The organism is Ensifer sp. YR511, from assembly GCF_900103045.1.
Lineage (GTDB): Bacteria > Pseudomonadota > Alphaproteobacteria > Rhizobiales > Rhizobiaceae > Ensifer > Ensifer adhaerens.
In genome coordinates this window covers 34918-60755 of record NZ_FNGR01000011.1, presented here as the reverse complement: position 1 = coordinate 60755, position 25838 = coordinate 34918, and the positions used below count along the sequence as shown (strand labels likewise).

Annotated in this window: 23 protein-coding genes; 10 read left to right on the top strand and 13 right to left on the bottom strand. The window is 61.6% G+C overall.

What is annotated here, in order from left to right; translation table 11 throughout:
• Positions 1–105 precede the first annotated feature (105 nt).
• The 7 genes from BLU15_RS19355 to BLU15_RS19325 all read right to left on the bottom strand — a co-directional run bounded on the left by BLU15_RS19355 (position 106) and on the right by BLU15_RS19325 (position 7621).
• Positions 106–708 carry an alkylhydroperoxidase domain protein gene (locus BLU15_RS19355; RefSeq protein ID WP_090297233.1) on the bottom strand — a complete coding sequence of 201 codons (603 nt, stop codon included), beginning with the start codon at positions 706–708 and terminating at the stop codon, positions 106–108.
• A gap of 18 nt (positions 709–726) precedes the next feature.
• Entirely contained in the window at positions 727–1344 is a 618-nt protein-coding gene (locus BLU15_RS19350; RefSeq protein ID WP_090297230.1) for a CMD domain protein, read from the bottom strand.
• Between the two features lie 39 nt (positions 1345–1383).
• On the bottom strand, positions 1384–2430 hold the full coding sequence (locus BLU15_RS19345; protein ID WP_090297227.1) for a putative FMN-dependent luciferase-like monooxygenase: 1047 nt from the start codon (positions 2428–2430) through the stop codon (positions 1384–1386).
• Positions 2431–2457: 27 nt separating this feature from the next.
• Complete coding sequence (locus BLU15_RS19340; protein WP_090297224.1) at positions 2458–4098, bottom strand: dipeptide ABC transporter ATP-binding protein; 1641 nt, start codon at positions 4096–4098, stop codon at positions 2458–2460.
• Positions 4095–4976: an ABC transporter permease gene (locus BLU15_RS19335; protein ID WP_090297221.1), complete on the bottom strand. Its 882-nt coding sequence runs from the start codon at positions 4974–4976 to the stop codon at positions 4095–4097. The genes BLU15_RS19340 and BLU15_RS19335 overlap by 4 nt, the downstream gene beginning before the upstream one ends.
• Entirely contained in the window at positions 4973–5917 is a 945-nt protein-coding gene (locus BLU15_RS19330) for an ABC transporter permease (RefSeq protein WP_090297219.1), read from the bottom strand. The genes BLU15_RS19335 and BLU15_RS19330 overlap by 4 nt, the downstream gene beginning before the upstream one ends.
• 66 nt (positions 5918–5983) lie before the next feature.
• Positions 5984–7621, bottom strand: coding sequence for a TIGR04028 family ABC transporter substrate-binding protein (locus BLU15_RS19325; RefSeq protein ID WP_090297217.1), 1638 nt, complete (start codon positions 7619–7621; stop codon positions 5984–5986).
• Positions 7622–7952: 331 nt separating this feature from the next.
• On the opposite strand from BLU15_RS19325, the gene galE reads away from it, so the two are divergent.
• A complete protein-coding gene (gene galE / locus BLU15_RS19320; protein WP_060521088.1) occupies positions 7953–8939 on the top strand; it encodes a UDP-glucose 4-epimerase GalE in 987 nt (328 codons plus the stop codon).
• Positions 8940–8994: 55 nt separating this feature from the next.
• On the opposite strand, the gene BLU15_RS19315 is transcribed toward galE, so the two are convergent.
• The 4 genes from BLU15_RS19315 to BLU15_RS19300 all read right to left on the bottom strand — a co-directional run bounded on the left by BLU15_RS19315 (position 8995) and on the right by BLU15_RS19300 (position 13317).
• Positions 8995–10011 (bottom strand): acyltransferase family protein, encoded by a 1017-nt coding sequence (locus BLU15_RS19315; protein ID WP_060582947.1) that lies wholly within the window; start codon positions 10009–10011, stop codon positions 8995–8997.
• On the bottom strand, positions 10008–11291 hold the full coding sequence (locus tag BLU15_RS19310) for an O-antigen ligase family protein (RefSeq protein ID WP_090297214.1): 1284 nt from the start codon (positions 11289–11291) through the stop codon (positions 10008–10010). The genes BLU15_RS19315 and BLU15_RS19310 overlap by 4 nt, the downstream gene beginning before the upstream one ends.
• Before the next feature lie 8 nt (positions 11292–11299).
• The gene (locus tag BLU15_RS19305; protein WP_034797963.1) at positions 11300–12571 is read right to left on the bottom strand and encodes a polysaccharide biosynthesis/export family protein; all 1272 of its coding nucleotides are present in this window, start codon (positions 12569–12571) and stop codon (positions 11300–11302) included.
• Positions 12572–12636: 65 nt separating this feature from the next.
• Positions 12637–13317 (bottom strand): sugar transferase, encoded by a 681-nt coding sequence (locus BLU15_RS19300; protein WP_090297211.1) that lies wholly within the window; start codon positions 13315–13317, stop codon positions 12637–12639.
• Between the two features lie 751 nt (positions 13318–14068).
• Here BLU15_RS19300 and BLU15_RS19295 point away from each other — a divergent pair.
• Both BLU15_RS19295 and BLU15_RS19290 read left to right on the top strand, forming a co-directional pair.
• Positions 14069–14347, top strand: a complete 279-nt coding sequence (locus BLU15_RS19295; RefSeq protein WP_060582949.1) for an exopolysaccharide production repressor protein — start codon at positions 14069–14071, stop codon at positions 14345–14347.
• A 232-nt stretch (positions 14348–14579) separates the two neighbouring features.
• Positions 14580–15596: a glycosyltransferase family 2 protein gene (locus tag BLU15_RS19290; protein WP_090297208.1), complete on the top strand. Its 1017-nt coding sequence runs from the start codon at positions 14580–14582 to the stop codon at positions 15594–15596.
• An 88-nt stretch (positions 15597–15684) separates the two neighbouring features.
• Here the strand turns inward: BLU15_RS19290 and BLU15_RS19285 are convergent, their stop codons facing one another.
• Both BLU15_RS19285 and BLU15_RS19280 read right to left on the bottom strand, forming a co-directional pair.
• On the bottom strand, positions 15685–16632 hold the full coding sequence (locus tag BLU15_RS19285; RefSeq protein WP_060529216.1) for a polysaccharide pyruvyl transferase family protein: 948 nt from the start codon (positions 16630–16632) through the stop codon (positions 15685–15687).
• 86 nt (positions 16633–16718) lie between these two features.
• A complete protein-coding gene (locus tag BLU15_RS19280) occupies positions 16719–17684 on the bottom strand; it encodes a glycosyltransferase family 2 protein (protein WP_060521083.1) in 966 nt (321 codons plus the stop codon).
• A 121-nt stretch (positions 17685–17805) separates the two neighbouring features.
• Here BLU15_RS19280 and BLU15_RS19275 point away from each other — a divergent pair, with 121 nt between their 5' ends.
• The 7 genes from BLU15_RS19275 (at position 17806) to BLU15_RS19245 (ending at position 25838) form a co-directional block, all read left to right on the top strand.
• Positions 17806–19290, top strand: a complete 1485-nt coding sequence (locus BLU15_RS19275; protein WP_090297205.1) for a lipopolysaccharide biosynthesis protein — start codon at positions 17806–17808, stop codon at positions 19288–19290.
• A 408-nt stretch (positions 19291–19698) separates the two neighbouring features.
• Positions 19699–20814 carry an acyltransferase family protein gene (locus BLU15_RS19270; RefSeq protein WP_090297405.1) on the top strand — a complete coding sequence of 372 codons (1116 nt, stop codon included), beginning with the start codon at positions 19699–19701 and terminating at the stop codon, positions 20812–20814.
• 2 nt (positions 20815–20816) lie between these two features.
• Positions 20817–21599, top strand: coding sequence for an endo-1,3-1,4-beta-glycanase ExoK (locus BLU15_RS19265; protein ID WP_060644388.1), 783 nt, complete (start codon positions 20817–20819; stop codon positions 21597–21599).
• Between the two features lie 99 nt (positions 21600–21698).
• Positions 21699–22922, top strand: a complete 1224-nt coding sequence (locus BLU15_RS19260; protein ID WP_060610847.1) for a glycosyltransferase family protein — start codon at positions 21699–21701, stop codon at positions 22920–22922.
• A complete protein-coding gene (locus BLU15_RS19255) occupies positions 22919–23899 on the top strand; it encodes a glycosyltransferase family 2 protein (RefSeq protein WP_090297203.1) in 981 nt (326 codons plus the stop codon). The genes BLU15_RS19260 and BLU15_RS19255 overlap by 4 nt, the downstream gene beginning before the upstream one ends.
• Positions 23896–24822: a glycosyltransferase family 2 protein gene (locus BLU15_RS19250; RefSeq protein ID WP_060610500.1), complete on the top strand. Its 927-nt coding sequence runs from the start codon at positions 23896–23898 to the stop codon at positions 24820–24822. Before BLU15_RS19255 ends, BLU15_RS19250 begins: the two co-directional genes overlap by 4 nt.
• Positions 24822–25838 (top strand): glycosyltransferase family 2 protein, encoded by a 1017-nt coding sequence (locus BLU15_RS19245; RefSeq protein WP_090297202.1) that lies wholly within the window; start codon positions 24822–24824, stop codon positions 25836–25838. Before BLU15_RS19250 ends, BLU15_RS19245 begins: the two co-directional genes overlap by 1 nt.

The following is a 25838-nucleotide window of genomic DNA, read 5'->3' as shown; positions in this document are numbered from 1 at the left end:
CAGGTTCGAGATGCGTCAGGTGACGCGCATGCAAAAGCCCGCAAGATCTCGATCTTGCGGGCTCGCCTATGTCTGGCGTCGGTTGCGACCGACCGCGTGTGCGGCTCAGTTTGCCGGCGTTGGCTCTCCAAGTGAGAGCATCAGCCGGTTTGCCCAATTGAAAAAGGCGGCACCATGGATGACGTCGGCGATCTCCAGTTCGTCTAGGCCCGCTGCCGAAAGTCGGCCGATGTGCTCCTCCCCAAAGGTAGGCGGGGTCGCCGTCAACGCCACGGAAGCGGCGACGATTGCATTCCAGCGTTCGCCGAGATCGGTTCCGACGCCCTCGTCGAGGAGCTTCTGCACATCCTCTGTGCGCTTTGAGTGATGCGAAGCGAAGCGCGAATGTACCGAGGCGCAGAAGATGCAGCCGTTATATCTAGACGCGGCGGTCGCCGCCAGTTCGCGCTCGGCGCGCGGCAGGCCCGAGCGGGTGTTGTAGAAGATGTCCTTGTCAGTTTTCGTGCGCGCTTCAAGCACTTCCGGATCGCGCACGAGCAGGCGGAAGTAAGGCGACTTTGCGCGCCCAGCCTCGACCAGGCCTTTGAGGTGACGCTCCGTCAGCTCTTCCTCAGGCAAGGGCTGCAGCCACGGTGTCCAGCCGATCTCGGCCTGCGTGAAGGTAACAGGCGGATTTTCAACGATCGGGATGATGGCATGTTCGGTCATTCGCATGTCCTTGAGTTCTTAAGCCGCAGCGCGCTTCGTGGCGGTCGACAGCAAGCCAAGACCGGTGATGACGCGGATCTGAAACGCAACGAAGGAAATCAGCTGCGACAGGGTCACGACACCATTTGTCGTCCAGCCAGCGTCGAGCAAGGCTTGCAACGCCTGCGGGCTGGCATCACGCAAATGGAAGACGAGCAGGTGGGCGTGCTCCAGCGCGGCGGACAGCTTACGGCCGAGCACCTCGCGGCTTGACCGTGATACTTGATAGAGTGGGCCGACTTCATTCTCTCCATTAAGGGGCCCGTCCGGATAGTTGCCGTATGGCCCTGTTGCCCGTCCTACCCCGATCTCGGCCTTGATAACCTCGATCAACCAGCGATCGTTGTCGCTATCCTCGAAATGACTGCTGTAAAATTCGAAAATGTCCGGCTGACGGTGCAGGCCGGCAACGAAACTTCCGACCGCATGCCGCTCCGCCGCCGACACGTCGCCGAAATCCGCGGGCTGAAAGAGTGCAAGATAGCTTTTCTGCGCCTGTTCGCGGGTTTCCGGCCGTTGGGCGCGAATGCGGTCGAGCGCCGACCCGGCGGTGATGCCGGCCAGCAGATCGATGATATCCGGTGACGTGGTGGTCATGACGTCGTCTCCTTTGAAAAATGGAACCAGCTGTCCGTTTCAACCGACGGCGCCGAAACGCCGGGCATGGAATTTCTCCTGCGGCGACCAGCCGAGCGCCGGAGCGACCTTGGTGGCGATGAGCTCGATGGAGCGCAGAATCAATGGGTGCGGCGGATCAACGGAATGAACCTGGAACACCAGATCGGTGACACGCTCCAGCGTTTCATCTGCGCTGAGACTGGCAATGACGTCGTCAACGGAGCCGACATGCACGTCGAAGGCCGCAATCAGATCGGCAAGTGAATTGCCGGGAACTGTATGACCGCTAGCGATCAGTCGTTCCGCACCCCGTCTCAACCCAACCTCGGCAAGCCGCAACGCTTCGGCACGGCTGTCGGCAACGAACAGGCTGCGAGAACCGAGGATACGCGGCGCGCGGCCGGAAGGAAGCGCATGCAGATAGGCGTCGATGATCGGGTTTTGCAACGCCGCCAGCGAAGCGTGCGGATTGTCTTCTGGCCGCGGTTGGGTGCGTGACAACATCAGGCCGTCGCCGGCCCGCCCTGCCCGCTCGCCACCCGCCACCGAAAAGGTTGCCTGCCAGATACGGCCGAGCAGTTGCGGCGCTGACGGGTAGAGGCGATCTCCGCCTGGAAGGGCCCGACCTGCCCAAGCGTCGAGAACCGTTTGGAGATGCCTGCCGAAGATCGCGCCGCGATCGGCGCTTTCCAAGCCAAAGGCCGTGAAGGAGGACGGCGTGCCGCCGGTCCCGAACCCGACCTCCAGTCGCCCGCCGGAGAGCAGATCGAAAACGGCGGCGTCCTCGGCCACCCGGATCGGATTTTCGAGCGGCAGCGTAATGACACCGGTCCCGAGGCGGATGCGCGTCGTCTCCGCGGCGACATGAGCAAGGAAAACCAGAGGCGCCGGAAGGCCGCCTTCGTCCGCGTGGAAATGGTGCTGCGCGACCCAGGCCGTGTCGAAGCCGAAACGCTCGGCGGTGACGATCTGCTCCTTTGCGTAGTAGTAGCGGGTGCCCGCCTGAACGTCGTCGAGCAGCCGGGTAAAAAAGCCAAGGCGTTTGCGTGGCGTCGTCTCAATCATGGTCGGTCCTGTCTGTAGTCCGCTGCTTCAGGCCGCAGCCCGGCGGTTGCGTCCGGGAATGGCATTGATCAGCTCACGGGTGTAATCGCTGCGAGGGTTTTCGAAGACGTCGGAAACGGTTCCGCCGTCGACCAGCCGCCCATCCTTCAGAACCGAAACGGTGTCCGAGATCTGACGCACCACGGCGAGGTCGTGGGAAACGAAGAGGTAGGTGAGCCCGAGGTCGCCCTGCAGTTCGTCCAAGAGGTCGAGAATGCGGGCCTGCACGCTGACGTCGAGTGCGGAAACCGCTTCGTCGAGCACAACCAGTTGCGGATCGAGCACGAGCGCCCGGGCGATGGCAACACGCTGGCGCTGGCCGCCGGAAAGCGCATGGGGCCGCCGTGCAAATGCGTCCTCAGGCAAACCGACGCGGCCAAGGATCGCCCTTGCCTTCTCCTCACGATCAGAACGTAGAAGTCCCGGGTAATTCGTCAGCGGCTCGGTCACGATCTGCAGCACGCTTTGACGCGGGTCCAGCGAGCCGTAGGGATTCTGGTAAACGAGCTGGACCTTGCGGCGGAACTGCCGAAGCCCTTCTCCGCTCAGGCCCGAGACATTGGTGCCGTCGATCTCAATCCGGCCGGCCGTCGGCCTGTCAAAGCCGACGATGTTGCGGATCGTCGTCGTCTTCCCAGAACCGGATTCCCCGACGATCGCATGTGTCGTTCCGCGCCGGACGCGGAAGCTCAGGTCGTCGACGGCGCGTAGCGGGGATCCGCCGTCCTTGCGAACGAATTCGCGGACAAGGCCCTCGACGACGACGATATCGTCCGGAGCCTCCGCAACGGGTGGTCGAACCGTTGCCAACCTCGGGGGGGCGGTAAAGGATGGCGCGTTCGAAAGCAGTTGTTTCGTGTAGGGACTGCGTGGTGCGGCCAGAACAGCGCCCGTTGCGCCCTGCTCCTGAATCCGGCCGCCCTGTAGGACGACGATCCGATCGGCCCGGTCGGCGGCAACACCGAGATCGTGGGTCACCAGAAGCACGGCCGTACCATACTCCGTTCGCAACTCGTCGATGAGATCAAGAATGCGCTTCTGGACTGTGACGTCGAGCGCGCTCGTCGGCTCGTCGGCGATGATCAGCTGCGGCTTCAGCGCAATCGCAATCGCAATCAAGACCCTTTGGCGCATGCCGCCCGACAGTTCATGCGGATACTGCCGCGCCCGAAGTGCCGGCTCGCTCAAGCCGACGCGGGCCAGAAGAGAGAGCACCTGGGCCTCGATCTCGTCGGATCTCAGCGCACCATGAATCCGGAACATCTCGCCGAGTTGCGAGCCGATCGTCTTGACCGGGTTGAGCGAACTTCCCGGATCCTGAGGCACGAGGCTGATCCTCGCGCCGCGCACCGTATCCAGTTGCCGATCCGTCCAGCGGGCAATGTCGGTGCCATTCAGCTTGATGGTTCCGCGTTCCACTCGGCCATTCGCAGCGAGCAGACCGATGATCGACTGTGCGGTCGTCGTCTTGCCGGAACCGGATTCACCGACAAGGGCCACAACCTCGCCTGGATTGATGCGAAACGAAACGTCATGAACGGCGCGGCGTTCGCCGCTGCTGTCAGCGTAGGCAATGCAAAGATCCTCGACCTCGAGAACGGGGGGAAAAGGTCCAGGTATGACGGTCATGCTGCGGGCCTCCCGAAAGATTGGCTGACGCGATTGGCAGCCAGCACGACGAGGACAACCACGATGCCTGGCGCGGTGGTCAGCCACCAGGCGGTAGAAATGTAATTGCGCCCCTCGGCGATCAGCAGCCCCCATTCCGGGGTCGGCGGCGGCGCGCCGTAGCCGAGAAATCCAAGCGTCGAAATCTGCAGTACGGCCGATCCGAATTGCAGCGCGGCAAAGGCGACGACCGAGGTTAAGGAATTCGGCAGAATATTGCGCCACAGAACCGAGGCGAAGGTCCCGCCACTGCCGAAGGCCGCCTCGACATAATCGCTGCGACACACGCGCACGACTTCCGCCCGCGCCAGCCGGGCAAAGCCTGCCACCGAGGTGACCCCAACAGCGATTGCCGCGTTCACAGTTCCAAAGCCGAGCAGGATAATGATGCTGAGCGAAAGCAGCAGCGGAGGGATCGACAGGAGCACGTCGACAACGCGCATGATCGCATCGTCGAAGCGACGCCGCACCGAACCAGCGACGACGCCGAGACCGGTGCCAACCGCAAGTCCCAGCCCAACGGCGACAAAAGCACCTGTCAGGGAATGAACGGCCCCGTAGACGATGCGCGCATAGAGATCGCGCCCGAGCGCATCGGTTCCGAGCAGATGATCGGCGCTCGGCCGCTGCAACTGCGCGCCACCGACGCCCTCAAGCGGGTTGTAGCCTGTGAAGAACGAGGGGGCGACCGCCCAGAGGAAAACAGAACCGAGGATAAGCCAGGAAAGGGCCAGTCCTACGGGTACACGGCGCAGCCGCGATGCCGCGCCAGAACGCCGCTCGCTCTTTGCCCTTGGCGCCGCAATAGCGTCATCGCGAAGCGTATCGAAGGTCGTCATGCAACGGCTCCCGTTTTGGTCCTGAGGCGTGGGTCGAGCACCGGATAGAGCAGGTCCACAGCGAGATTGATGATCACGAAGGCCAGCGCAGACAGAACGACGATCGCCTGAAGCACGGCTGCGTCCTGGCTGCCCACGGCGCGTTCGGTCAGCCCGCCAATGCCGTTCAGCCCGAAGACGGTCTCGGTCACCACGGCCCCGGCAATCAGTTCGCCGAACAACACGCCGGCAATCGTCAGCGTCGGAAGCAGCGCGTTCTTCGCGACGTGCCGCCAGAGAACCCAAAGGCGAGTGGCGCCCTTTGCCCGCGCCACGGCGACGAAGGGCCGCGTCATCACCTCGTCGATATTGCGAACGAGCACCTGCGCCAACGGCGCGGAAATCGGCACGGCAAGCGTTGCAACCGGCAGGATCAATTCCTGCCAGGGACCAGGGTTGATGACGGGCACGAGTTTCAGGCGGAAGGAGAAGATCTGGATGAGCATGATGCCGAGCCAGAAGGTCGGGATAGAAATGAAGAGCGACGGAACCGACTGCAGCGCGCCACGCAGCCACGCAAACGGCGCGAGACTGGAGAGGAAAGCGATGACGGTCGCCAGGATCGCAGCTAGCAGGAAGCCGAGCCCCGCGAGCTTCAGCGTTGCCGGCAGATGCGCAGCAAGCAGACTTGAAACCGGAACACCGGCTTGAACCGAGTAGCCGAAGTTGCCGGCCAGGAACTTGCCGATAGTCCGCGCGTATTGGACCGGCACGGAGCTATCGATCGCATAAGAGGCGCGGATTTCGGCGACCTGTTCGGCGGTCAGGCCGAGATCGGGGTTCTGGAACTTAATGAGGATCGCATCGCCGGGCATTGCCTGCAGCAGCACGAAAGAGATCGTGAATGCGGCCCAAAGCACAAACAGAGCCTGAGCAACACGATTGAACAAATAGGCGGACATGATCCGTTCCTCGCAGGCGGATTTCAGAGACGACGGCCACCGACGTTGCGGTGGCCGTCGAACCGATCAATGTTCAGCAAGCCAGGTGCTGTAGAAGCTTGGACGCCCGACGGCCTCGAATGCCACGCCCTGGACGTAGGGCGCACCTGCATAGGCCTGCGGCTCCTCGAAGATCGGGATCGCATAGGCTTGATCGACGACGTAATCCTGAACCTCGCCGGCAATCGCGAGGCGCTTCTGGCGATCCGGCTCGGACGCGAGCGCATCGAGCAGACCATTCAGCTTGGTATCGACGAAGCTCTGGACCTTGTCGCTAAGCCCGCCCTTCTGGCGCAGCACATCGCGGTTCTTCGGATAGTACTGGCTCTTGATCACATCGGGATCGGCACGGCCGACCATGGCAGGCGACACCGGCGTCTTCAGCGGATCGAGATCATCCACCGTCTTGCTGCCGCTATCGCCGGCAAGAACGCTCAGCTTGACGCCCACCTTTCCCCACTGCTGCGCGACCAGTTGCAGCGTTTCCTTGTTCTGCGGCTGCGGCAGCGATTCATAAGCCGTCAGCACCAGTTCCTTGCCGTCCTTCTGGCGCAGACCGTTGGCGGCGACCGACCAGCCCGCTTCATCGAGCAGGGCCTTGGCCTTCGCCGGATCAAAAGCGAGCTTGGCCGAGATATCCTTGTAGCCGAGGGCCGACGACGCGATGATCGAGGTTGCCTGCGGATAATTGGCAGAAAATAATGTGGTGACGATTTCCTTGGTGTCGGTCGCATGCAGCAGCGCCTGACGCACCCTGATGTCGGACACCAACGGGTTGTCTGGGCGGAAGACGACACTGTTGTTCACCCCGCGGGTGGAAGGCGCGTAGATCTGATAGTCCTGCGCCTCGACTTGGCCCTCGTCATAGGCCTGGACCTGGCGGATGAAATCCGCCTGCCCTGCGAGCAGTGCACCAATGCGCACGCTGTCTTCACCGGTGATGATGTACTTGATGCCGTCGAGATAGGCGCGGCCCTGGTGTTCGAGCTTGGCCGGGCCCCAGTTGTATTCGTCGCGCGCCTTCAGGTTCAGTTCCTTGCCGATCGTCTCGCTCTCGACGACGAATGGGCCGGAGCCGATGATTTTCGTGGCGTCGCCGAGTTCTTCGAAGGGCAGTGCCAGCGTGCTTGTCGCGACCAGGCCCGAACCGATCACGGACGTTCCCTGAAGGAACCCCGGCGACGGCTTCTTGAAGTAGAATTTGACCGTCAGCGGATCGACGACTTCGCTGCGCTCGTAGTTGTTGATGACCTCGGAGACCGGCTGCTTCAGGGCTTTGTTGCCGAGGCCGAAGACGTCGTAGTTCTTGGCAACGGCAGCCGCGTCGAGCGGCGAACCATCGGAGAACGTCACGCCGGGACGGATCTTGAACGTATATTCGGTCGCATTCGCGTTGACCGTCCAGGATTCAGCGATCCAGGGCTCGATCTCCAGCGTCTTCGGGTTCTGATAGGTCAGCTTGTCGGTGATCTGGTTGAGGATGCCACCGTTCGGATAAAAGCCGCCGGCCGGCGGGTAGAGGTTCGTATGGGCCTGCTGCTCAAGATAGATCAGCGTACCGCCCTTGACCGGATCTGCCGCTTGCGCCTGCGCGTCGCTCAGAGCCAGGCCAGTGGTCGCAAGTGTGGCGAGCGTCAGTGCCAAGCGTTTCAGTTTCGTCGTCATGAGAGCCTTCCTTCAGAAATCTGGAGGCTATGGTACGACTGCGGCCGGCGTAATCAATTAAATCTAGTAAATTAATATGCTATATGTTTTACCCGAACCGAAAGAAGCATCTAGCGCGCCGTCGCCGGGGAGATAATTGTCCCTTCCCGCATTTTTCCCACCAATTTTGAAGGGCCGGGATCGACGGAAGTGTGGAAAGAAGCCCGCTGGTAACCACCGCCACATACGCGACATGGACACGTGCTTGATTGCGCGCGGCATTGACACCATTGTCGTCATCCGTCGAAAAATCTTGGCAATTTCTCTGAACCTCCCAAGGATCGTAAGCATCATGGAAAGCAATAAAGTCCTCGTCGTCGGCGGTGCCGGCTACATCGGCTCGCATACGTGCCTCGAACTCGCCAACAAGGGTTTCGAGCCTGTCGTTTACGACAACCTTTCGAACGGCCACGAAGAATTCGTCAAATGGGGCGTGCTGGAAAAGGGTGATATCCGCGACCGAAAGCGGCTCGACGAAGTCCTTGCCCGTCACAAGCCACGCGCCATCCTGCATTTTGCCGCGATGATCGAGGTGGGTGAATCGGTGAAAGACCCGGTTTCCTTCTACGACAACAATGTCATCGGCACGCTGACCTTGCTTTCGGCTGCCCTTGCCGCAGGCGTCGAAGCTTTCGTCTTCTCTTCGACCTGTGCCACCTATGGCCTGCCGGAGAGCGTGCCGATCGACGAACAGCACCGCCAGGCGCCGATCAACCCTTACGGCCGGACCAAATGGGTGTGCGAACAGGCACTGAAGGACTACGGGCAGTACAAGGGCCTGCGCTCGGTGATCCTGCGCTACTTCAACGCCGCTGGCGCCGATCCGGAAGGCCGCATCGGCGAGTGGCACGAGCCGGAGACGCATGCCATCCCGCTCGCCATCGACGCGGCCCTCGGCCGACGCCAGAGTTTCAAGATCTTCGGCACGGACTACGACACCCGCGACGGCACCTGCGTGCGCGACTACATCCACGTGCTTGATCTTGCCGACGCCCATGTGCGCGCGGTCGAACACCTGCTTTCGGGCGGCGACAGCGTCGAGCTCAACCTCGGAACAGGTACCGGCACGACCGTCAAGGAACTCTTGACGGCGATTTCCGAGGTTTCGGGACGCGAATTCCAGGTCGATCTCGTCGACCGCCGCGAAGGGGATTCGACCACCCTGGTCGCCAACAACGACAAGGCGCGCGACATTCTCGGCTGGGTTCCGAAATACGGTCTCACCGACATCACGCGCACGGCGTGGAACTGGCATTCCCGTCGTAATCAGGGTGTCTGAGATATAGACCACGTCTGGCGCGGCGGTGATCGCCGCGCCAGACGGCTCCGATTTGTCAGGCCGTGTGTTGCACCGGCCTTGAGAAAAAGCCCGAGCGCAGCCGTGTGGCCAGCGGCTTCTCGATCAGAAGATAGGCGAAAACGCCGAGCGCGGTCCCCGCAATGACCGCCAGCAGCGCCGATGTGAGCAGCCCTATACCCATCATTCCACAAGCCTTGACCACGACCGAAATCGCAAAGGTGTGCCAGAGGTAGATCGAGTAGGATGCGTCGCCAAGCATCATCGGCAGCCTGCTGGGGCGGAACCAGCCCTGCGCTTCGAGCGCCAGCGTTCCCAAGACGAGCATGACGGCCAAAGGCCCGAGGATGAATTCGTCGAAAGGCAGGCGAAGCACGGCGACCGCCGCAAATCCTGAAAACGCGCCGGCGACAAGCATAAGGCCGGACATTGCGCCGGGCACCCTGCCTCTCAGCCACAACTCGGCGACGATCATGCCTGCCACGAATTCAAGAATGATCGGCCGCGTATAGGTGACGAAGAGCGCGCTGTCGCTGTCGACGGCAACGCCGATGGCAACCAGCGCCGAGAAACAGCCAGCGATCGCCGGCAGCCGTCTCGACCGCGGCAACAGCAGTGTCAAGGCGAAGACCGCATAGAAGAACATCTCGTAGTTCAGCGTCCACCCCTGCACCAGCACTGGCCAGATTTCGCCGCTGCTTGGCGATCGCATGGGAATGAACAGCAGCGAGGAAAGCACATGCGCGTTGCTCAAGACAAGATTGGGAAACAGGCCAACAAGGCCGCCGATGACCATGACCGCGGTTGCGAGCCAGTAGATCGGCGCGATCCTCTGGATGCGATCGCGGAGGAAGGCGAGCGGTGACACCGGCCGCCGTTCGCTGATCACCCACATGATGAAGCCGCTGATGACAAAGAAGACGTCGACGCCGGCAGCACCAATTGCGAAGTGGTGCCCGGTGCGCTCGGCGGCATGAAAGACGACGACCCCGAGCGCTGCGACGGCCCGCAGATACTGAATGCCGTAGATCGTTGTCGTCGGGGCGCTGATCATTGATACCTCAGTCGTAGCGGGATCTCCGATACGGCCGGCGCCGGACGATCTTCGACGCTCTGGTGCGTGCGCGCTTCCGGTAAAGTCAGCTTTCCGGCGGCGAAATAGAGCAGGAACGAGCCGATGTGATAGGGGTTCATGATGTCGATTTCGACGAAGGACCGCACCAGCAGAAGCAGCGCTATGCCGAAGAGCACGGAAGATTGCGTGTCATGATCCTGCGTCAACAACCGCTTGGTATGCCCGAGCACGGTTATCAGAAGGATGCCGGACAGAAGCACGAGCCCGATCGCGCCGGTCTCCACCATCGCTTCGATAAAGGTGTTGTGGAAGTGGAAGCCGGAGCGCGTGGCAATATAGAACTCTTCCCACAGGCGTTCGGGCTCCGAGAAGCCCTGGACCCAATAGGCCTGATAGCCGACACCGACCAGCGGTGACGACATGGCCGCCTCGATGCCCTGCTGCCACAGATAGGTCCGTCCGGTTAGGGTGGAATCCTTGCCGAAAAGCCCGAGGACAAGATCGACGCCCCCACCATAGATGGCCGCAACGGCGACCATGACGCCACAGACGGCGGCGGCGAGGAAGAGCCCCTTGCGGTGTGCCGGCGACAATAGTCCGACCAACCGCATGCCCAGCCACACCCCGATGATGACCACTGTGGTCAACACCGACGTCGCCGATTGCGAGGCAAAAAGTGAATAGGCCGACAGCAACGCGACCAGGCTGGCTGCCGCGAACCACAGGCCGCGTTCGCCAAGCGCGATCGGCGCGACAAAGGCGAAATAGATGCCGAGCGAGGCGTAGAATCCCAGCTGGTTCTTCGAGGCGAAAGCGCCGACGAAGCTGTAAGTGCCGTCGAGAGGATCGAGGTGGTAGACGCCGAAGAGGAGTGAGTAGACGAGAACGACGCCGGTTCCGGAAATCGCGCCGCGCACCAGGGTCCTGATGCCGACAACCCGCATGGCAATCAGGGCGCAGATCACGTGGGAGAGATACTGTATCCCCGTTCGCGCCGTCATACCGGGCGCCGCCGACCAGAAGACCGACAGGCAGGCGAAGATCGCAAATCCTAAGATCCAGAGGCGGATTCCGTAGTTGCCGAGCACGCGACGGTAATCGACCAGCACCAGCGGCAGCCACAGGCCATAGTAGAGCAGGATCGACGCCTGTCCGAAGCGCGAGGAATAGGCGAAGACGAAGAGCGATAGCGCGATCGCAACAGTGCCATAGACACCATTGCGATCGGGAGAAATCAGGCTCGCCTTCGAAATTTTCACAGCCGTTCCTACTGCGTTGCCAGGTTGGCTTCGACCTTGATCACGTCACCCGGCAATACAGGCGTATTTTCGTCGGCGGAGATCTCCGTCGGCTTTCCGTCGCGCTCGCGCATGATCGAATAGGCGATCGTCGCCTCCGCCGTATTGTCCTTCGACTGCGCGGCTTCGGCCGATTGCAGCAACGCTTCGGCCATCAAGTCGCGGCTGGTGCCGAGCTTGATCGAAAGCGTGTCGAGTTCGGCCTCGGTGTTCTGCAGGTCCTGCGCCAGCTGAGCGTCCCAATCGTTGCGAAGATTGGTTTCGTCCTGGCCCGCCTTGCTGACATCCTGTTTCGCCTTCAGCGAAGCAGTATCGATGTCGAGAAGGGCGGCCTGCAGTTCGGCTACGCGCTGCTCCAGGGACAGCTTGCGCTGGCTGAGCGCCAGGCCCTTTTCGGCGAGGCTTTCGACCTTCTCGCGGTCTTCAACGACGAGCTCGAGCTGGCGGTTCTGGGTTTCCGTCTTCTTTGCCAGCGACTGGATTTCGCTTTCGAGCAAGGACTTCAGATCGGCGAGCGACTCCAGTTGCAGCTTCTGCTTCCTGTCACGCGAGGCCATCAATGCGGTCTCGTTTGCGAGAAGCTTGTCGATACCGGGAACGCCCTGAAGGTCCTTCGGCAGTTCGATGCCATCCTTTTCGGCGATCTCGGCCTGAAGGCGGGCGCGACGGATCAGCAGCCGGTTGCGCTCGGACGTCTGGACGCTCGAATCGCCATGCGCATTTATGTAGTCGCGCGCAAAGCGCTGGCCGCTTTCCGAACGGCGCAATCCGCCGCCAAGGCTTACGGCCTTCAGCACCGTCAGATTGGGGGCAAAAGGATATTCGCCGGGCTTCTGGACCTCGCCCGCGAGATAAACCGGGCGGTACTGCGCGAGTTCGACGGAGGCGGACGGCCGATCGCGCAGACCGAAGAGCGTCTGCATCTTCTCGCCGATCGCTTCACCAACTTCGGTCGTCGTCTTGCCCGCCGCCGGCAGGTCGCCGATGAAGGGCAAGGATAGAGCACCCGAAGGACCAACGGTGTACTCGCCGCTGACGACCGACCAGTCGCGGACAGCCCCCTCCGCGGTCTGCCATTCGGCCACGCGAATTCTCAGCCTATCCATAGTGCCGAGCTGATACTCATCGGCCCAAGCCGGAAAAGCACAAGTGAGCGCCGCGGCGATGAGAACCGCCCGGCGCAGGAAACGGGGTAGCGTGCGCGGCATGCGCGACTTTCCCGACAGATGATGTTCTCTCATATGGGCTTCCCGATTGAAGGCGCCTTCCCGCGACCGGTCGCGCGGGCTTTCCAGGCGCTGTTTCGTCAGTAGCTGCCGCGCGAAAGGCAAACGGCGGGAATGGTTCTGACAACGATGGAGAAGTCCTTCAGCAGCGACCAGTTCTGGACGTACTGGGTATCGAACGCGATGCGGGTTGCGTAGGATACGTCGTTGCGCCCGCTGATTTGCCAAAGGCCGGTAAGACCGGGTCGGGATTGCAGGTAGTAGACGGCGGCGCTGTCGTAGAGCTCCAGTTCGTCCTCCACCACCGGGCGCGGGCCAACCATGCTCATTTCACCGCGCACGATGTTGACGAGCTGCGGCAGTTCATCAAGGCTTAGTTTGCGCAGGACACTGCCGACGACCGTGACACGCGGGTCGTCCTGCAGTTTGCGCGTCGCGCGCCATTCCTCGTAGGCGGCCGGATTGGCCTTGAGGTAGTCCTGCAGGATCCGGTCCCCATCAGGCCGCATGGTGCGGAACTTAAGGCAACGGAACGACTTGCCGTTATGGCCGATGCGGCGGTGGCCGTAGAAGATGCTGCCGCCGTCGGAAAACTTGACCAGCGCCATGAGCATCAGGAACAGCGGGCTTAAGAAAACGAGGGCGAGGGAAGCGGCAAACACGTCGAAGCCACGCTTCGAAACGCCACCCACGGGTGGGATTGCCGCAAACTCTGCGGCACTGAAAAACGGCGAATTGGCCGATCTGGTCGCAGACTTCATAGAGGTGACTCCATTTACGTTTGGCGATTTGTCGGTCTCCCCAGGGGGGCCTACAGCCCACACTGGGGCGCGCTCATCGTGAATAATGAACGTCCGGTAAGGATTTGCTTTTTGAAGGCGAAATAAAGGCGAGTATCCGAGCAGGGGCCAAAATGCGTATATCACCACTTTCGAATATGAAATATTTCTCGTGACAGAGGCTGTTATATTATTGCGAGTAACAGTATCACCTCGCACGTATTCCTGTATTGTTTCTGGCGAGCCAAATTACATTTCCGTCGAAGTGGCGATATCTTCGCAGGCCGATGTTTTCCTTGAGCTTCGGGAGCGTGATTTCCCCTGCTCCAAAATTTACGGTCGTCCGTATTTCCCAAATTTTGCTGCGTCGCACCAAGTCTTCGCGGCGCACACAAAGGCTCGCAACATCGTTCAAACTTGTAATAAAAGTTGATCAGCACGTGAGTGTGGCGGCAACCATTGGGCGACGCGGAGAGCGTCTCCCGACGGGAGGTGGAAAATAAGCTGCCGAGCGCAGGCTCGCGTCACAATGGCGTTCGAGGCCAATCAACTGATTTTGATTCGATCGACGCTGCTCGAAACGCGACATAAAGATTTGCCTGTTTCTATGTGCCAAAGCGGCGGCTATTGCCGGTTGCAGCCGATGTCCGTCGCCAATATATTAACATTTGCAGAGGAAAGGCCGATTTTGCGATGACGTCTGCAGCGATAGAACCGATTGCGAGCTAGTGCCATGTACGCACCACGCGTCTTCGTGAGTATGATCGGCGCCCTGACGGTTTTTGCTGTCGTCACCTATTTCCTCAATGGCTCTCTCACATCCACGCTGATCCAGACGGCGATCTGTGCGGTCCTCATTCAGATCGGCTATTTCCTCGCGGTCGTTTTCCTAATCTGGAGGAAAGCGCGCGAGCGCGGAAAAAAAGCGGCTGAAGTGCTGCAATCGGCCAATGACGACAAGCCGGGCAGCAATAGCCACCGCCTGGACCGGCCCGGTCACTTCAATCGTTGACCGCACGGCCGGACAAGCCTGCCTCGCCATTCTTCAAAAAAATCGCCTTTGACGCGGTTGCGACATGATCGCCCTGCATGGTGCGGCCCGTTACGGCAAGATTCCATGCCGGGCTGCATGATCTAGCCGGTCGCCAATGACCCGGCTGCGTCATGCAGCGATCGAGAACTGGTGCAGTCCACTTGGCCCCTAGGCGCCGCGCTGCCCGCGAGACACGATACTGGAGGCCCTCATGACCACAGTCGCCCGGACAGATGTCTGCGTCATCATTGCTGCGAAGAATGCCGAGGCGACCATCGCCCGCGCGGTCGCGTCGGCGCTGGCCGAACAGGAAACCGCCGAAGTGATCGTGGTGGATGACGGCTCCACCGATCAGACCGTCGCCGCGGCGCGATCTGCCGAAGATCACAGCGGACGGCTGACGATCGCACGCTTTGAAAGCAATCGCGGTCCTTCAGCAGCGCGCAACCATGCGATTGCCATCAGCCGCGCCCCGGTCCTGGCGATCCTCGACGCCGACGATTTCTTTCTACCGGGCAGGCTCGGCAGGCTGCTCGCAGTAGAGGAGTGGGATTTCATCGCCGACAATATCGCCTTCATGGGCGAGGCCGCAGTGACTGGTGCGGCTCCAAGGGTCGATGACTTCCCGCCACGGCCGCGCCTTCTCGGCCTCATTGATTTCGTCGAGGGCAATATTTCGCAGCCGGGCGTGAAACGTGGCGAGATCGGCTTCCTGAAGCCGCTGATGCGCCGCCGCTTCCTCGATAAGCATGGCATCCGCTATCAGGAGGCGCTTCGTCTGGGGGAGGATTATGACCTCTATCTTCGCGCACTGGCCAAAGGTGCACGCTACAAGGTCATTCAAAGCTGTGGCTATGCGGCGATCGTGCGCGGCAATTCGTTGAGCGGCAGCCACCGGACCGAGGATCTAAAGCGCCTCTACGAGGCCGACCGCGTCATACTCGCGGCAAACGACCTCGACGGTGAGGCAGCGGCTGCCGTGCGACGGCATGAGCGTCACGTGCGTGGCCGCTACCAGCACCGCCACTTCCTCGACCTCAAGAAAGAGCGCGGTGCTATGGCTGCGATCGGTTACCTCATGCGGCGCCCGGGCGCCGCGCCGGCCGTCACCGCCGGTATTTTCGCCGACAAGACGGAGCGCTTCAGGCCGCGCCAGGATGCGGCACCGGCGGGCGGAGGCGCGGCAGTGCGCTACCTTCTGCCAATCGGCGCGGAGCACGCGCGCTAGCACCACGCGTTGCGGCGTCGGCGCCACGTCGAACCATCGCGAGCGGAATACGCTCCGGCATCTCGTCCGGAGCGTCGTTTGTCACATCCTAGAAGTAGGCGCGCCGTACGGCGGCCAACGCATCCTGGAAGCGTTCCTTGCGTTCGGCGAGCCGGCTGTCGCTGCTCAATTGCGGCTCTGCCCGAGTGGCCTGCCAAAGTGCAAGCGTCGACGGCGCCGCAAGCACCTGCTTGGCCGCGCTGCGCAAGAACGTCTGACGCGGTTCTCTGGCCGCGACGATCACCTCGCCGTCGGCGGATCGCAGGTTCGCAGCCTCCGGCACAGTCTGCGCCTCGAAGCCCATGCCCCAGAAACGTGCGCCCTTAATCATGGCTTCGGTGCGGCTGGAGACCGGAACATGGCGGGGACGGTATTCGACGCCGACGGTTTTTGCCCAGTCGTTCCACTTGAAGCTGTTGATGCTGTCCGACGTCGTCACCGCCACCCAGGGAACGCGGAATGCATCGGCGAGAATCGCCCCATGCATCGATTCGGCGACAATGAACTCCGATTGCGCGATCTCGCGGATCACGCTCTTGGCCTCGCCGCGCGGGTCGATGTAGTGCAGGCCGACGGTGCCGCAGGTGACGGGCCACATACCGGCGATCGCACTTTCCCAATGGGGAATGAAACTGCGCTTGTATAGCTTAGGCAGGTTCCGGAATTCCGGCATGTCGGCGACCATGACCGCGGGATCGACAATACCGCGCTCCGGCGCAAGGCCGATCTTCTCGGCTGTCAACGGGCCGCGCACGCAGCGAAGGTCCCATTCGGCGGCATCCCGCATGTCCGGCAAGCTGCCGTAGCCGAAACCGCTGCCGATAACGAGCTTGCGGACGCCATCAGGCAGAAGCGCGCGGTTGAGCACCGTGCCGACGCCGACGAGGAGGATGTCGTCATGGACATCGCGAAAACCCGGCAGCAGGAAATCCCAAAGCCAGAGGTTGAGGTCGTCGCCGAAATTGCCGTGCTGAGATTCCCAGTAATAGGGCTTCATGGGCGGTCCCTTCTTTCAAATGCGAGATAGGTTCGATGCCGCGCCTGGCGGGCTTGTTCTTCCTCCAAAAGGAGTTTCTGTCCGGATCAGCGTGAACGGGAAAACTTGCCGACGGCAAGCTCGAATGCGCTTTGCAACAGCTTGGGATCGCGCAGGACCCAACGTGCCAGCAGTCGAAACTGCGGCGACTTCCGCCGCTTCAGCCGGCGCGCCTGGCTCCAGAGCGCCTGACGACGGGCCGTGTGCTGGTAGGACTGGATCGACGCGACGGCCGATGGCTTGCGCGAAAGCCGGTGCTCAAGCGTCTCAAGGGCAACAAAGGTGTTGAACTGCTGCTGCAGGAATTGCGGCGAATCGTTGTCGATCGAGTGGAAGATGTTGATGCCCTCCCCGCGCATGGCACCGGCTGCATCACAAAGCACGACACGATTTGCCGCCAGAATGCAGTCGCAGAAGAACAGCACGTCCTCGGCCGCGAGACGCAGCTCGGCATCAAAGCGCACCGTCTCGAAAAGCCGGCGACCAACCACCATGCAAGACAGGTGCAGGAAGCTCCAGTTCCGCAGCATGACATTGGAAAGATCGGGAACTTCGACGACAAGCGGGCTTTCCTGCAAGCGCACGACCGTATCGCTTGCCTCGAGATCGGCGACGCCGAAATGGTAGTAGAACGCCTCCCCGCCTGTTATCGACGCCCAGTAGCAGTCGGCACCAAAGCGGCTCATGCTGTCGACGGCATTCTGGAGATGATCGGTGGTCCAGATGTCGTCGGAATCGAGGAACGCGGCGAACGCGGCGTCGGCCGGAACGTTGTCGAGCCCGGTGTTGCGCGCGCCGCCTGGACCCTTGTTGTCCTGCCGGATCACCGTCACGCGCGCCCGCTCGCCATCGGCAAGCGGCCTCAACTCCTCGTCGATCGAGTAGGGAGATTGATCGTCTATCACCAGGACATGGAAGTCTTGATAGCTTTGGGCAAAGACGGACGCGAGCGCGCGCCGAAGAATACCCGGCTCCTTCTGGTAGTAGGGAATAATAACAGTCAGCTTCGCCATCTTTTCGCCCCTGCGGTTTCTCTAAAAGAGTATTTCGTGGTCTCCTCCCACCGGGTCGCGACCTCAAATCTAGCGCTTGCCCTTTGTCGGAAATCCTTCAAAGGCATCACGGGATGCTCACATGCCTTCAAACGTAAATGCCAAGTCTGTGACTCGGAACGTCGGCTGGAGCGTCCTTTCAAAGACAGGCACATTCGGGCTGAAGTTTGTCACCGTGCCGATTCTTGCCCGTATCCTGACGCCCGAGGAGTTCGGAACGGTCGCCGTCGCGCTCACCGTCGTGCAGTTTCTGGCGATGATCGGCGGCGCCGGTCTTGCCTCCGCTCTGATCATCCAGCGCGACGAGGACATGGAACTCATCCACTCCGCTTTCTGGGCCAATCTGGTGGTTTCGCTGATGATGGCGCTTGGGCTTTTCGTCTTTGCCGAACCGCTGGCGAGCCTGCTGGGTGCGCCGGAGGCAAGCCATCTGCTCCAGATCATGAGCCTGCTCATCCCGTTGCAGCTTGCCGGCGATGTTGCTTATTCACTGCTTGCCCGGCGGATGAATTTCAGCAAGGACGCGGTCTGGACCATGCTCTCCGAAATCCTCGGCGCGCTCATCGCGGTCGGGGCGGCGCTTCTCGGCTTTGGGGTGTGGTCGCTGCTCGCCCAGCTTTTCGTTTCTGCATTCATCCGTTTGGCCGGTCTCTACGCCGTCTCCGGCTATGTCCCGCGTTTCGTGTTTTCGGCACGGCGCGTACTTTCGCTCTGCCGCTTCAGCTTTGGCATGATGGGCTCCGAGATCGCCAACTTCGTCACCTTCCAATCGCCGATGGTCGTCATCAGCCGTTATCTCGGCCTTTCGGATGCCGGCGCCTATTCGGCGGCGAACCGCTTTTCCAGCATTCCGAACCAGATCGTCCTTTCAGCAGTCATGGGCGTTCTCTTTCCCGCCTTCAGCCGTATGGGCGAGGATCGCCAGCGGCGCTCGCAAGCGCTGATGCTCAGCACGCAGGTCACCACCGTGCTGCTCGCGCCGATGATGTTCGGCCTCTGGGCGCTTGCCGAGCCGGCGATGCTCGTGCTCTTCGGACAGCAATGGGCCTCAGCCTGGCCGGTGCTCGGCCTGCTCGCCCTGTCGAAGGGCCTGCTGACACCCTGCAGCACCTACATTCCCTATCTCAAGGGTATCGGCCAGGGCACGACCCTCTTCTGGTGGGCGGTGATCCGGGCAATCGCCACCACTGCCGCCGTCGCCTATGCCGCGATCGGCGGCTCGCTCGTCGAAGCGATGATCGCCCTCTGCCTCGTGAACCTAGCGACGCTTGTCGGCTATTCCTGGGTTGTCTTTCGCGCCGACCAGCTGCCCTTCCTGCGCGGGTTCCTGATTTCGGTGAGGCCGCTGGTCTCGGCTTTCATCATGGCTGTCGTCGTAAGGCTGCTGCTGGACCACTACGGCATGCTTCTTCCAAGCGCGGTGCTCCAGGTTCTTGTTGGCGCCGCGATCGGTGCCCTGATCTATCTGGTGTTGGTACTCGTTACCGAACGGTCGCTGCTGGCAAAGCTCACCGATATGGTTCGTTCCCGCGGTGCTTCGAGCTCGGTACCAGCCGCCGCCGAATAACGGCTGGAATAGCGCTAAAGACTGCCCCACCCTTGCCGCATTTCGGCGAGGAATGAGATCCGCGGCATTGTCTCAACTGAAAAACAGAAGAAAAAGCGCACAACTTTTCGGCGTTACATATGCACTTTAACAAGCAGAAGCATCAGAAAATCAGCGGCCGTTAATATTCCGCAACTGACGCCCACGTCATGGTTTTTTCCCAGTCCAAGTGCGGGGATAGGCCTATTTTCCTAGTATTGCCGCGATTTCTAATGCTGCACCGCAGCAAACCAAGGCCGATTCGTTTGCTGCGGCGCCATATTTTGATCCGTGCCCGAGCCTAATCTTCTGGGTGCGGGCTCTGGTCTGCTCTGTTGAAACGGCCGCTTCTAAACGCGCTGCCAGATGGGGGTGACGGATATCGTTGATGTGAACGCGAATATCTCCTCGCGGATCAATCTGATGCGCATCGTGCTGATCTCAGGCATTGTCTTTGTGCATGTGCCTTACGATCCGGCGACCAGTCCGTATGTCGGCACCTATGGCGGCATCGACTGGTTGCGCATTTTCCTGGGCGACAGCCTCTTCCGTGTCGGCGTCCCTTGCCTCAGCGCGATTTCCGGTTATCTCCTGTTCCGTCGCGGTCTCGAAAATTTCGACTATGGCCGGACGCTGAAGACCAAGGCTCGGACGGTACTTTTGCCATTCCTGTTGTGGAACCTGGCGTTTCTCGCGCTGGTTTTCGTCGCGCAGAGCAAGGACATCAGTTCGGGCTATTTGCCGGAGGTCATCGGAGCCAGCCCCAGAGAGTGGCTGAGCTTTGCCTTCGCGCTCGAGGATCTGCCGATCAATCTACCGCTCTATTTTCTGCGCGATCTCCTGCTATGTATCGTTCTTTCGCCTGCGCTCGCGTGGCTGATCAAGCGCTATCCGGCACAGACGCTCGCCGTCCTCTTCGCCTATGCAGTGCTGCCCGTTCCGAACGGCATCTTCTTGAAGAAGTCGATCCTCTTCGGGTTTAGCGCCGGCATCTACATGAGCCTGCATCGCATCGATGTCCGCAGCTTCGATCGCTTTTCCTGGCCGATTACCATCGCGTTCCTGAGCGCAGCCGTGCTCCTGTCCATCCTGCTCTATCAGTTTGGCCCGAATTTTCCGGTGTGGCTCGAAATGCTGCGCAGTCTGATTGCGATTTCCGGCATCGTCGGTTCCTGGGCGGTTTCGGCACTTCTCGTGCGAACCAACATCGGCGCTCAGCTTTCGCGCGGCAGCGGTCTCAGCTTCTGGATCTTCTGCACGCACTTTCCGCTACTCGTGCTCTTCTGGATGATCTGGAACCGCTCGGACATCGGCTACTACCCGGCGTTCTACTGCGCGGTTCCGCTCATCACGATCGCCTTCCTCGCCGGCGCCTACGCTCTTTCCGCGCGCTGGCTGCCAGCCCTCACCGCTATTCTCACCGGCAGCCGGACCGGCTCGGCCCGCGACATGCGTGCGCGGACAGGGGCTGTTCGCGCCGGTCCCTCCCCCCAGCAAAGGACCTGACCATGAGATCGAAACGACCTCACCGCCTCGCCCTGCTCACCCTTGTCGCCGTCGGCCTTGCCGGTCCGGCCCTGGCCGAAGAGACCACAACGGGTGCGTCTTTCATCGACAACTTCGATACACTCGACACCGCCGTCTGGTACGTCTCGGACGGCTGGAACAATGGCGCGCATCAGAACTGCACCTGGTCGAAGAAACAGGCGAAGGTCGTCAACGGCATCGCCGAACTGACGTTTGCTGAAGGAAAACTCGGCGAGCGCAATTACGCCTGCGGCGAAATCCAGACCCGCAAGCGCTTCAGCTATGGCACCTACGAGGCGCGGATCAAGACGGCCGACGGCTCGGGGCTCAACTCGGCCTTCTTCACCTATATCGGGCCGGCCGACAAAAAGCCGCATGACGAGATCGATTTCGAAGTGCTCGGCAAGAACCCGGCAAAGGTCCAGATCAATCAATACGTCTCCGCCAAGGGCGGCAACGAGAAGCTGGTCGACGTGCCGGGCGGCGCCAACCAGGGCTTCAACGACTACGCTTTCGTCTGGGAGAAGGAGCGTATTCGCTATTACGTAAATGGCGAACTGGTCCACGAGGTCACCGACCCAGCGAAGATCCCGCCCAATCCGCAAAAGATTTTCTTCAGCCTTTGGGGAACCGATACCCTGACGGATTGGATGGGCGCCTTTGCCTACAAGGGTCCCTCGATGATGCAGGTCGACCGGGTCGCTTTCACCGCGCCGGGAGACGAGTGCCAGTTCCCCGAGTCGATTGCCTGCAAAATAAACTAGCCGACGATCGGGAGCCGCGCCGGTGGGCGTGGCTCTCGCCGCTGCAAGGCGCAAAATTTGAACCATGTCCGGCGCAGCCGGACAGAAAACTGGATGTTCATGCTGCAGATACTTTACTTCGCCCAGGATCTTGCCGACCCCGCCGTTCGCCGACGCGTGCTGATGTTGCTTACCGGCGGCGCAAAGGTGACGCTTGCCGGGTTCAGGCGCGACGCAAACCCGCTGGCGGCGATCGAGGGCATCGTACCTGTCGAGCTCGGCAACACCCATGATGGCCGGTTCGTCCAGCGCGTCGGTGCGATCGCGAAGAGCTGTCTCTCGCTGAAGCAGGCGCTGCGCGGCGTCGAACGTCCAGACCTGATCATAGCCCGCAACCTCGACATGCTGGCCATCGCCAGGAAGGCCGTCAGCCTCTTCGGCGGCGACGTCCCAATCGTCTACGAATGCCTCGACATTCACCGCCTACTCCTTTCCCCCGGCATCGCTGGCAAGGCGTTGCGGACAAGCGAGCGCCTGCTCGGCCGTGACGCGCGCCTTTTGATCACCAGTTCTCCCGCCTTCGTCGAGAACTATTTCCGCCCGTTATCGGGTATCTCGGCACCGACCATGATGCTTGAGAACAAAGTACTCGAGCTCGACGAAACCGATGCGCGACCATCGGTGACCGCTGCCGCCGCACCGACACATGGCCCATGGCGGATTGGCTGGTTCGGTGCTCTGCGCTGCCGCAAATCACTTGCGCTGCTGGCGGCCTTCTCGCGCCGCATGGAGGGTCGCTTCGAGATCGTGCTACGCGGCCGGCCGGCCTATCGCGAGTTCGACGACTTCGACGGCTTCATCCGCAACGAACCTTTCATGACGTTCCACGGACCCTATCGCAGCCCGGAAGAGCTTGGCGCGATCTACTCCGACGTGCACTTCACCTGGGCGATCGACTTCTTCGAGGAAGGTCAGAACTCCAAATGGCTGCTCCCGAACCGGCTCTATGAAGGCTGCCGCTTCGGGCGGGTGCCGATTGCGCTTCGCGGCACCGAGACCGCGCGGTTTCTGGCCATACGTGGCCTTGGCGTGCTGCTCGAAGAAGCTGATGCCGACGCGCTTGCCGCGCTCATGGGTTCGTTGACCTCCGAGATTTACGACGCCACATCCCGGCGGATCGCGGCCTGCGCGCCGGAAACCTGGATCTTCAATCGCAGCGATTGCGAGGGCCTCGTGCGCCGTCTGTCGGCCGTCACGTCCGCCGCTCCGCCGCGCATCGCGCTGGACTTCCCGCAAGCACATCAAAACACCTCAACGCCCCAAAACGAAGGTGGATTGTCATGAGCATACGTGTCCTCATCGTCATTCCCTGCCTCAACGAGGCGGAACATCTGCAGGGCCTCGCCGAAGCCTTGCTACCCGCGGCAAGGCGCCTCAACGGCGCCATCCTGATCGCCGACGGCGGCAGCACCGACGGCACCCGTGAGATCGCGGCGCGTCTCGCCGAGGCGGATCCGGCCGTGCTGGTGCTCGACAATCCGAAACGCATCCAGAGTGCTGCGATCAATCTCGCCGTCGCACGCCATGGCACCGATTTCGATTATATGATCCGCATCGACGCGCACGGCACCTATCCGGATGACTATTGCGAGCGCCTCGTCGAGGAGGCTCTTCTGACCGGCGCGGACTCCGTCGTCGTCGCCATGCAGACGGTTGGCTTCACGCCCTTCCAGAAGGCCACGGCCTACGCCCAGAATTCCAAGCTCGGCAATGGCGGCGCCAAGCACCGTCTCGGCGCGGCGAGCCACTGGGCCGATCACGGTCACCATGCACTGATGCGCATTTCCGCCTTCCAGGCGATCGGCGGCTACGACGAGATCTTCAGCCACAACGAAGACGCGGAGTTCGACTATCGCTTCCGCCAGGCGGGCTATCGCATCTGGATGACCGACCGGACCAGCATGGTCTACTACCCCCGCGCCAAGGTCGGGCCGCTCTTCCGCCAGTACTTCGCCTATGGGCGCGGACGCGCGCGCAATGTGTTGAAGCATCGCGCCTGGCCGAGCCTCAGGCAGTTGCTGCCGCTTGCCGTCGCTCCGGTCGCTGTCGGCGCACTGCTCGCGGTCGTCAGCTGGCTTGCGGTCGTTCCGGTCGTGCTCTGGGCTGTGGCCTGCATCGGCTACGGCATGTGGATGGCGCTCGGCCAGAAGAACCCCTACGGCCCGCTCGCGGCCATCTCGGCAATGGTCATGCATTTTGCCTGGTCGGCCGGCTTCTGGCGGGAATTGCTCACCACGCGTAACCGGAGGGTGGCACCATGACCAACACCGTCGCCCGGACACAGATCGACATAGCGGTGTGCACGTTTCGCCGGCCGGAGCTTGCAGAAACGCTGCATTCCCTCGCGCTCATCACCGTGCCTGCCGATGTGGCGATCCGCATTATCGTGGCCGACAATGACGTGACGCCGAGTGCGGAGGCGCTCGTCAACCAGATGCGCCCGACCATGCCTTGCGAGATCCTCTACGTGCATTGCCCGGCGTCGAACATTTCCATCGCCCGCAACGCCTGTCTCGACAACAGCACCGGGCACTATCTCGCCTTCGTCGACGACGACGAGACGGTGTCGAGGACCTGGCTCGTGCAATTGCTCGATACCGCGCTAACGACCGGCGCCGATGTCGTGCTCGGCCCGGTTCGTGCCGAATACACGCTGTCTGCCCCGAACTGGATGCGCCGCGGCGATTTTCATTCAACCCGGCCGGTCTGGGTCGATGGCGAGATCCGCACGGGCTACACCTGCAATGTTCTGATCGATCTCACTCGCCCGGTCGTCTTCAACAGGCGGTTCAATCTGGCGCTCGGGCAGACCGGCGGTGAGGATACGGAGTTCTTCCGCCACATGCATGCGGATGGTGGGCGTCTGGCCTATGCGCCCGATGCGCTGGTCTTCGAACCGGTACCGGAGAAACGCGCGCGACTTGCCTGGCTTGCAAAGCGTCGTTTCCGTTCCGGCCAAACCCATGGCCGGCTCTTGAGTGAACCGGGCCAAGCCGGCAGCCGAGTTGCCGAAATCGTCCGCGCGACGGCGAAATCAGGCTATTGCGCCATCGCAAGTCTTATGCTGCTCGGATCGCCGGTCGCTCGCTCGCGCTACGCGCTTCGCGCAATCATGCATGCGGGCGTCGTCAGCGGCCTCATTGGTGTGCGCGAACTCCAGCAATACGGAGCGGCGACCGCTTGATGACGCAACGCGCGCCCGACGTCAGCTTCGTCATCGCGGCCTATAATGCTGCCGACACGATCCAACGCGCCATCGACAGTGCGCTTGCGCAGAAGGGCGTCGACGTCGAGGTGATCGTCGTCGACGATTGCTCAAAGGACGAGACCTGTGCGGTCGTCGAAGAACTCGCTGATCCGCGCGTGCGGCTGCTGCGACTTGCCGAGAACCGCGGGCCCGGCGGCGCGCGCAATGCCGGTCTCGAAGCGGCCCGTGGCGACTGGATCGCCATTCTTGACGCGGACGACACGGTTAGCCCTCAGCGGCTGTCGCGCATGATCGGCCTTGCTTCCTCGACCGAAGCTTCGATTGTGGTCGACAACATCGACGTCCTCAATCTCGATGGGCGGCTGGAGCGCATGTTTCCCGAAGCCGAGCTTGAGCGCCTTCGGACGCTGACGCTTGCGGCCTTCATCGGTTCCAACGTGCTTTTCCGCTCCACCTTCAATTTCGGCTACATGAAGCCGATCTTTGAGCGCCGGTTTCTGAACGAACATCGCTTGCACTTCGAGGAAACGATCCGCATCGGTGAGGATTACATCCTGCTCGCCTCGGCGCTTGCCCATGGCGGCCGATGCGTCATCGATCCCTCGGCCGGCTATTGCTATCACATCCGCGAGGGCTCGATTTCGCGCGTGCTCGAACTGCGCCACATCGACGCGATGATGACGGCCGACCGGGAATTCCTTGCCAGGCACACGCTCGATGCCGAGGCGCTGGCGATGCAGCGCCGGCGCCAGAAAAGCCTCGTCGAGGCGCACGCCTTCCTTCGCCTTGTCGAACACCTGAAATCCAGATCATTGGCCGGAGCTACCCAGGTGGCTCTGACCAACCCCAGAGCGCTTCGGCACCTCAGAATGCCGATCGCCGTGCGATTGCGCCGGCTCTTTGCGCCAATCGCACGCATGAAGCCTGCCACCTCGACGGTGGCGGCCGAACGACCCACCTCGGGCGAAAGCCCACACGTAAGTAAAGGATAA

Bases quoted from the DNA above. Each gene is read 5' to 3' on its own strand.
- BLU15_RS19340 (WP_090297224.1), bottom strand. From the start codon at position 4,098: ATGACCGTCATACCTGGACCTTTTCCCCCCGTTCTCGAGGTCGAGGAT.
- BLU15_RS19285 (WP_060529216.1), bottom strand. From the start codon at position 16,632: ATGAAGCCCTATTACTGGGAATCTCAGCACGGCAATTTCGGCGACGAC.
- BLU15_RS19315 (WP_060582947.1), bottom strand. From the start codon at position 10,011: ATGATCAGCGCCCCGACGACAACGATCTACGGCATTCAGTATCTGCGG.
- BLU15_RS19250 (WP_060610500.1), top strand. From the start codon at position 23,896: ATGACCAACACCGTCGCCCGGACACAGATCGACATAGCGGTGTGCACG.
- BLU15_RS19245 (WP_090297202.1), top strand. From the start codon at position 24,822: ATGACGCAACGCGCGCCCGACGTCAGCTTCGTCATCGCGGCCTATAAT.
- BLU15_RS19295 (WP_060582949.1), top strand. From the start codon at position 14,069: ATGTACGCACCACGCGTCTTCGTGAGTATGATCGGCGCCCTGACGGTT.
- BLU15_RS19335 (WP_090297221.1), bottom strand. From the start codon at position 4,976: ATGACGACCTTCGATACGCTTCGCGATGACGCTATTGCGGCGCCAAGG.
- BLU15_RS19280 (WP_060521083.1), bottom strand. From the start codon at position 17,684: ATGGCGAAGCTGACTGTTATTATTCCCTACTACCAGAAGGAGCCGGGT.
- BLU15_RS19265 (WP_060644388.1), top strand. From the start codon at position 20,817: ATGAGATCGAAACGACCTCACCGCCTCGCCCTGCTCACCCTTGTCGCC.
- BLU15_RS19325 (WP_090297217.1), bottom strand. From the start codon at position 7,621: ATGACGACGAAACTGAAACGCTTGGCACTGACGCTCGCCACACTTGCG.
- BLU15_RS19275 (WP_090297205.1), top strand. From the start codon at position 17,806: ATGCCTTCAAACGTAAATGCCAAGTCTGTGACTCGGAACGTCGGCTGG.
- BLU15_RS19255 (WP_090297203.1), top strand. From the start codon at position 22,919: ATGAGCATACGTGTCCTCATCGTCATTCCCTGCCTCAACGAGGCGGAA.
- BLU15_RS19350 (WP_090297230.1), bottom strand. From the start codon at position 1,344: ATGACCACCACGTCACCGGATATCATCGATCTGCTGGCCGGCATCACC.
- BLU15_RS19260 (WP_060610847.1), top strand. From the start codon at position 21,699: ATGCTGCAGATACTTTACTTCGCCCAGGATCTTGCCGACCCCGCCGTT.
- BLU15_RS19305 (WP_034797963.1), bottom strand. From the start codon at position 12,571: ATGAGAGAACATCATCTGTCGGGAAAGTCGCGCATGCCGCGCACGCTA.
- BLU15_RS19330 (WP_090297219.1), bottom strand. From the start codon at position 5,917: ATGTCCGCCTATTTGTTCAATCGTGTTGCTCAGGCTCTGTTTGTGCTT.
- galE (WP_060521088.1), top strand. From the start codon at position 7,953: ATGGAAAGCAATAAAGTCCTCGTCGTCGGCGGTGCCGGCTACATCGGC.
- BLU15_RS19300 (WP_090297211.1), bottom strand. From the start codon at position 13,317: ATGAAGTCTGCGACCAGATCGGCCAATTCGCCGTTTTTCAGTGCCGCA.
- BLU15_RS19345 (WP_090297227.1), bottom strand. From the start codon at position 2,430: ATGATTGAGACGACGCCACGCAAACGCCTTGGCTTTTTTACCCGGCTG.
- BLU15_RS19290 (WP_090297208.1), top strand. From the start codon at position 14,580: ATGACCACAGTCGCCCGGACAGATGTCTGCGTCATCATTGCTGCGAAG.
- BLU15_RS19355 (WP_090297233.1), bottom strand. From the start codon at position 708: ATGACCGAACATGCCATCATCCCGATCGTTGAAAATCCGCCTGTTACC.